Here is a 962-nt window from a genome sequence, read left to right on the forward strand (position 1 = left end):
GGCATGGGTGCCGACACGCTTTCCGGCGGTATCGGCAATGACACCTATTGGGTTGACAATGGCGGGGATACGGTCGTCGAGGCTGCCGACGAAGGCAGCGATACGGTGTACGTGCAGTCGGTCTATTTCGGGAGCTACACGCTCGGCAGCAATGTCGAGAACCTGACCGTCTCCGGCACGACGGCTTTTACCGGCATCGGCAATGCGCTGAACAATATCCTGACCGGCGGGGCCGGGATCGACACGCTGAAGGGTGCGGCAGGTGACGACACCTATGTCATCGGCACCGGCGATATCGTCGTCGAGAATGCCGGCGAGGGTACCGATACCGTAAAGACGGGTCTGGCGGCCTATACACTGGGCGCCAATGTGGAGAACCTGACCTACACCGGGTCAGCGGCCTTTGCCGGTACCGGCAATGAACTGGACAATATCATCAAGGGCGGTGCGGCGGCCGACAAGCTGACCGGGGCTGCCGGCAACGACACGCTGGACGGCGGAGCGGGTAACGACACGCTGGCCGGCGGCATCGGCAACGATACCTATGTCGTGGATGCCGCGGGCGACGTGGTCACGGAGGCAGTGGGTGCGGGTACGGACGAGATCCGCACGTCGCTTGCGACCTATTCGATCGCTGCGCTCGCCAATATCGAGAACCTGACCTACACCGGTTCGGCTGCCTTCACGGGCACCGGCAACGCTGCGGCGAACGTGATCGCCGGCGGCGCCGGCAACGACACGCTGAACGGCGGCGCCGGCGCCGACACGCTGATTGGTGGGGCGGGCAACGACACCTATATCGTTGACAATGCCGGTGACCTCGTCACCGAAAGTGCCGATGCGGGGATCGATACGGTGAAGGCTGGGTCGGCGACCTATACGCTTGCCGACAATGTCGAGAACCTGACCTATACGGGCACGGTGGCCTTCACCGGAACGGGCAACGACCTTGCCAACACGAT

At 63.4% G+C, this 962-nt stretch carries 1 protein-coding gene; it reads left to right on the plus strand.

The features are described from left to right. Positions 1-962, plus strand: a 962-nt coding sequence (locus ACFPWW_RS18150) for a calcium-binding protein (RefSeq protein WP_377312812.1), incomplete at both ends; no start/stop codon positions are given.

It is taken from the genome of Rhizobium sp. GCM10022189 (genome assembly GCF_042656325.1).
In the GTDB taxonomy this organism is placed as follows: Bacteria; Pseudomonadota; Alphaproteobacteria; order Rhizobiales; family Rhizobiaceae; genus Rhizobium.